Origin of the sequence: Streptococcus mitis, from assembly GCF_023109235.1 — a bacterium.
Taxonomy (GTDB): Bacteria; Bacillota; Bacilli; order Lactobacillales; family Streptococcaceae; genus Streptococcus; species Streptococcus mitis_DA.
Genome location: NZ_JALDUC010000008.1, coordinates 87,147 through 93,488, shown reverse-complemented (window position 1 = coordinate 93,488; position 6,342 = coordinate 87,147). Strand labels below are relative to the sequence as shown.

The window sequence follows — 6,342 nt, the reverse complement described above, 5'->3', positions numbered from 1 at the left end:
TGACCTTGTTCAATCGTATCAGCCAGTTTTTCAGTAGTTCCTTCTTTATAGTAATTAACTGTTACTGGAGCTTGTTTTGCTACCTCAGTCACTTTTTCAACTGCACGGTAGTAATAGTTTACCGTAGTGCCACCTTCTGCAATCTTACCGTTTGCATTGTCTGGTGTAGCTACTAACTCATAAGTAGTTACTGTTGTAACGGTCTTTTCTGGTAAGTCTTGAACCTCAGTTTTAGACGGAATTTCTTTAGATTGAGTTCTATAGTCAGACTTAACTGGTAAGTCTACTTGGTTTTCACTTGGTGCTAAAGAAGTTGTTGTGTTCTCTAAATAGTAGTTAACGTTTAGAGGGGCTTTTTTCTCGCGGTAGTAGTGAGTTACTGTAGAATTTCCGTCAGCTACAACCTTATAAGCACGAATTGGTGTAATTAATTCACGTTTGTTGTAGGTTGTTTCGTTGTGACTTGAAGTTTCTGTTGCAGAAATAAACTCGATACCACTATCGGGTTGAGCTTTGTAATACCCACCTTCAGGAATTGCTTCGACATTATTATCTGACTCCCCTTGGAAAAACTTATATTCTGGTGTAGTTTCTACAGAAGTGATTGTTATAGAACCATCGTCATTAACTTTGACTGTACCTTTCTTAAGAAGTTCGGTAGCAACCTCTTTAGTTGTACCTGTATCTTCTAGGTTCTCTAAAATTTGTTCCCTTGTAACTTGGCCTTCAATATGGTTAATTGTTGTTTTAGTTAATGAAATTGAACCATACTCATCTACAGTATATGACTGGTGTTTAAGGTAGTATCTCCCCTAAACTCTTGTTTTTCAATATTTTTAAAGGTTAACGTTTTAATAATGTTACCTAAATTTCGGTTAGGTGAAAGTAAATCCTCCAGATCATCAACAGTTGATTCAGGACTATAAAACGCATAAGTATTCGCAAGATTACCGCTATTCACCCAAACTACATCAGCTCCAAGAGCTTTTAGTTTAGCAGGAAGTTCTTCAAAATAAGCATCTACTCTAGCTTTTACTTCTGCCACTTTTTGCGCTTCTTCTGAAGTATTAGCTTGTTTTTTAGCAAATTCCAATAAATCAAACAAATAACGGTAGCTCTTATTGTTTTTAAGCGCTTCTGCTGCTGTCGGAGTTTGTAAACTAGAATCTTCTTTTCTAGGACTTAGTTGGAAATATGGATTGTCATCATAAACGAAATCATCAGTAGCAAATCCAAATAAAGCGGAATTTGTTGCTATAGTTTCTGTTACATCATCACCGGTCTTAAATCTACCATCTGCTCCGAGTTTTGTAATCGACACACCTTGATCAAAAGAACTTTGAATAGTATACGTAGGAGAATCAAATGTGTCTGAATCTTCAACATTACGAGTATCAGGAGTTAATTCAAAAGTTGGACTCTTAAATTTCTTAACAGTCTTAACAGTTGTAGAGTTACCCACCGCATAAGTATCTTTATCTAATACAAGAATAGAGTCACCTTCTTGAAGAGTTACATTTGCTTTCGTGAAGTCTTTAGCGTTTACAAGACCTGCTTTCCATTTAGAAACAGCATCTTCATCGCTTGATACCCCGTCAGTTTCTACGAACTTACCGTAGTGACCGTCAGAAGTTTCTTCGACAAGATAAACTTTACCTGTCGTTTTTGTATAATCAATTTCCCCTAGTTTGTTGTGCATTCCTTCTGGGGACACACTTGCTTCAATATCATTGAACTGAGTCTTACTATACTTAGCTTTATCTGCACCCTCAACTTCAGAACGTGTACGTTCATAAACTTTACCATTCAATTCAAGAGTATCTTGTTTACCTGTTTCCTCAGAAACGGTAATACCGCTTTTATCAGCAGTTGACTCACGGTAGTCTTTACCATCTGTATCTGCGGCAAGACCCTTTTTATCATAAGGAGTTGTAATTGTTCCTTGACCTGTTGCTACTGTTTCTGTTTTCAAAAGTGAATTATCTTCTTCTAACTTGTAATTTACAGTAGTCTCAGAAGTAACAGTTAACACATCTGAACCATCAGCGTCACCTTTATTTTCATTCGCTTTAGTAGGTTCAGCAACACCTTTATTCAAGACTGCATCAAATTTAGCAACTTTACTAGTATCAGTATCATCTGTAAATGTATTTGTATTTGCAGAAGTTGTCTTATCGACACTATCTACCAATGCAACCTCACTTCCACCTGTACCATTTACAACATCTGCCGAAACTGATTGTGTTGTTGTAACTAAACCAACACCTAGTGCAAGAAGTGTTGCACCGATTAATTTTGAATCAGTTCTACCATTCTTATACTTACGGAAAGAAAAAATTTCACGCTTGTTGTCTCTAAACATTCTTTACCTCACAATATTAAAATTAAATATAATCCTTCTACTTCTTTCGGAAAGACAAAGGCTTTACTACTATATTTTGGCTAATAAATTCTGAAATACTTAACCTAAAATCAAGTATCGGTATAATTCTAACACAGCGTCTTTAGTATAGCAAGAATAAAACCTTGAAGATTTAAAGTATCCACCCTTTCGATAATCTAATAGTATAGATTTCAATTCTTTAGGTGTCCGAAATACCCTAGTATTTTCACATTTACTTGCATAAAATTTATGTGCTAAATCTACATCAGAAAGCAAACAAACTAAACCAAATGAAGATGCTTCAACAGCAGCATTTGCAAAACATTCGCTCATAGAACAAGAGATATAACCCTCATGATTCTCATAAGGAACATTTTCAACAAATCCTTTAAACTGAACATTTTCAGGTAAATCTGCTTCAGTATAACCTACAGGTAAATTTCCATAAATCGTCAATTTACTATCAGGTAACTCCCTAAATGCCTTAATCGCCCACTCACAACGTTTCAAAAAAGTCATGTTACCTACAATACACCAATCCGTTACAGAAGTGTACTCTTTTTCTATACCCTCTTTTACATAAATCGGAGGCAAGAACCGTACCAAATTAGATCCTAATCGCTCTTCCAAAACTGGACTTGCAACTAAGTTTTGACACCAGTTTTGTAAGACAAACTTCATTTGAGGGTCTAAAATATTGTAATGAGTATATGCAAACAAGGTACGACCTGTGTTTTGGAAGAACTTCCTCAATTGAAGAGGATATTCATTAACCATATCTATGATAAAGCGATCTTCGACTGTAGAATTGTTAGCTAGATAGAGACTGACTAACTGCCATTGGGTATAGGTTTCACCACTTCTTAGATTTTGATAAGAATGGTAATTTTCACTCACATCCCCTTTGAGTAATTCTCCTTTACTATCATAAAGAGTGAATAACTTTTCTTGATGAGAATATCGATACAATAGTTGAGAGGTATAACATTCGATACTTCCATCTTGATAGCGAATAAGACCAACATACCCTTCATTTGTAGACTCAACTCTAACGATACCCTTTAGCTCTTCTACAAATTCTTTTTTTACACTGGGTTTCTGTCTAGCTAGATCTGACTGATCATAAATGACATGGTAAAAATTTTCAAATCCAAGATTTTCAAGGGTTTCAACAAAATTTGGTACAAAATTCTCTAAATTTGTTAAAACAAGTTCCTGTTCTACCTCTAAACTTTTAAAGATTTCCTGACGTGCTAATTGACTTCTTTCAAAACCATAAGAACTTACAGGAACTGCTTCTTTAATTGTAAATACTTTAACCATGGTTTATTTTAATACATCCTCCAATCTTAAACCACGACTTCTTGCTAGTCTCGCACGAAAAGTCATGCCACGTTTGTAACGTTCTGATAAACGATAGTAGGTTGTTACTATATTCAAAACTGAAGCATTCTCCTTTGTAACTATTCTAGACCACAAATGCCAATCTTCAAATCCATCGCACTTAGCATCATAGCCTCCTGCCTCATCATAGGCAGAACGTTTAAAAATGACGGTTGAATGATTAAAGACATTTCGGTAGGCAAGCTCTAACCACAATGGTTCCCCTGATAAACCATGTTTCGGGTTTCGTTCCATTTTATCAGTCATCTCATCCTCTTCAGCTATAACTCTGGCTCCTATAAGATCTATTTGTGGATTTTCTTCCAATTCATGTAAGAGAAGGTCTAGATGCCAGGGCATCCAAATATCATCTGCATCTTGTCTGGCTACATAAGCTGTTTGAGACAGGCTGACTCCACGATTTAAAGTTTCTGAAATCCCTTTATGACTTTCCCTGATATACTGTACTCGTTCATCTACTAGATAAGGCTTACATACTTCCTCTGTATTATCTGTCGAGCCATCATCCACAATTAGCAGTCGAAATGCTTGGTGGGTTTGATTTAAAACAGAATCAATCGTTTGACTAATGGTTTCAGCCCCATTATAGACAGGCATAATAATATCAACAGGTGTGTCTGATTGAGACAGATTTTGATAAGGAACACCTCGTTTTGCAAAAACATTTGATTCATGAGTTGTTAAAAAAGTCCGATACCCATGCACTGATACGCCCTCTATATTTTTGACCATCAAAAGCGAGGTTGAGTAAAAACCATGTACTTCAACGAACTCATACTCCTCCAGTAAAAAATAAATTTCTTCTTCAAAGCAAAATCTAGTTTCTTTCAATTTATCTTGATAGGGATTCAAAGGTACTCTAGGATGGGGATAGTAATAATCAATCCTCTGCTCATCTAAAACTTTAGCAGTCAATTTTTGGGTAATTTCCAAATCTTCCTGATAAAGGAGAGAGCCTAAAAATTGCCCCAGAAAAATGCTTATTTTCTTACCATTTTTAGCCCTATGAAAATGACTTGGTTCAAGATGAAGCTTTAGAAAAACCTGCTTCTCTTTTGGGAAGAGGATACAGTCCTCAAATACCGTATAATGTCTATTTGACAAAGACATAACCTCTCTCAAGGTAAAGTTTGTATAAGGAATTCCCCTCTCAAAATTTTGTGTATAGCGATTGAGAGGTACAATGGAAGTACTACCATCATCAAAGGTGTACAAACTCATTGTGCTAGGATTAAAGATACTAAGAGCCACGGGATTATCTAAACTTGCTAGATAGAGATTGCGAATTGACTTGTCTTTCAAAACCTCCTGAATATCATTCAAGACTGTCTTTCCTTCTAAAACAATGACTTCCTTACAAAATTCTGCCATCCGTTCAGCATAAAAAATCTGTCTCGCATCATTTGACATCTTTAGATAAATCCCGATAAAATCTTCTGAAACAGTCTGAACAACTTCCTTTGCGACTAAAACTTGAAATGGGGAAGAACAAAAAATGATATTTTCCACATTTACCTCCTCATAAAATCCTTACAAACTCTTACTTAGCATCTTGCTTTTGCGCAATCATCTCTTGCCACCAAGCTTCATGTTCTTGATACCAATGGATAACTTCTTTTAATCCCTTATCAAAATCCACGTAGAGAGGTGTAAAACCTAATTCAGTATACAATTTACTAGCATCAATTCCATAACGAAGGTCGTGTCCTGGTCTATCTGCTATATACTTAAAATCTTCCTGAGATCTTCCTAACTGCAACAAGATTTTCTGTAAAACTTCGATATTCGTACGCTCATTATTTACCCCAATCAAGTAGGTCTCACCAATCACACCCTTATCAATAATGGTGTCGATAGCTCGACAATGATCTTTCACATGAATCCAGTCACGAATGTTAAGCCCTGCTCCATATAGAACTGCCTGCTGACCAGTTAAAAGATTGGTGATTTGTCTTGGGATAAATTTTTCAGGATTTTGATAGGGGCCATAATTGTTTGAGCAGTTGGAAATTGTAGCCCTGACTCCAAAAGAACGAACCCATGCTTTTACCAATAAATCCGCAGAGGCCTTTGTAGCGGCATAGGGAGAACTCGGATTGTACTGCGTTTGTTCAGTAAATTTATCCTTACTTTCTAATGGAAAGTCCCCATAAACCTCATCTGTTGAAATATGGTGGAAACGGATATCATACTCTCTAGCTAACTCTAAAAGATTGTGCGTACCGACGATATTACTTTTCACAAAAATAGACGTGTCGTGCAAAGACTTATCATTAAAAGATTCCGCTGCAAAATGAACAATCAAATCAACTTGTTCATCGATGTGTTTGCTTAATTCCAAGTCATTTGCGATATCAAGTTTATGGAAACCTACTCTGTCATCCAGTAAATCTTCGATGGTTTTCAACGAAGAGGCGTAAGTCAAATTATCCAAAATCGTAATCTGAATATCCTTATAAGTCTCTTTTAGGTATCGCACAAAATTTGAACCAATGAAACCAGCTCCACCAGTCACAACGATATTTTTATATTTCATCTATTTTTCCTTTAACACA

The 6,342-nt window shown here is 36.0% G+C and carries 5 protein-coding genes; all 5 read right to left on the bottom strand.

Going from position 1 to position 6,342, the window contains the following annotated elements; genetic code table 11:
* Positions 1-419: MucBP domain-containing protein (locus M1F55_RS09090; protein ID WP_419991972.1), on the bottom strand; the 419-nt coding region annotated here is incomplete at its 3' end.
* 356 nt (positions 420-775) lie between these two features.
* The gene (locus M1F55_RS06375) at positions 776-2,362 is read right to left on the bottom strand and encodes a hypothetical protein (RefSeq protein ID WP_247947511.1); all 1,587 of its coding nucleotides are present in this window, start codon (positions 2,360-2,362) and stop codon (positions 776-778) included.
* A gap of 99 nt (positions 2,363-2,461) precedes the next feature.
* A complete protein-coding gene (locus M1F55_RS06370) occupies positions 2,462-3,706 on the bottom strand; it encodes a glycosyltransferase family 4 protein (protein ID WP_247947510.1) in 1,245 nt (414 codons plus the stop codon).
* A 3-nt stretch (positions 3,707-3,709) separates the two neighbouring features.
* Complete coding sequence (locus M1F55_RS09050; protein ID WP_247947509.1) at positions 3,710-5,296, bottom strand: glycosyltransferase family 52; 1,587 nt, start codon at positions 5,294-5,296, stop codon at positions 3,710-3,712.
* A gap of 31 nt (positions 5,297-5,327) precedes the next feature.
* A complete protein-coding gene (rfbB, locus tag M1F55_RS06360; protein ID WP_247947508.1) occupies positions 5,328-6,323 on the bottom strand; it encodes a dTDP-glucose 4,6-dehydratase in 996 nt (331 codons plus the stop codon).
* Positions 6,324-6,342 lie beyond the last annotated feature (19 nt).

What these genes read in the sequence shown, in the direction of transcription:
- rfbB (WP_247947508.1), bottom strand. Translation starts at nt 6,323, where the DNA reads ATGAAATATAAAAATATCGTTGTGACTGGTGGAGCTGGTTTCATTGGT.
- M1F55_RS06375 (WP_247947511.1), bottom strand. Translation starts at nt 2,362, where the DNA reads ATGTTTAGAGACAACAAGCGTGAAATTTTTTCTTTCCGTAAGTATAAG.
- M1F55_RS06370 (WP_247947510.1), bottom strand. Translation starts at nt 3,706, where the DNA reads ATGGTTAAAGTATTTACAATTAAAGAAGCAGTTCCTGTAAGTTCTTAT.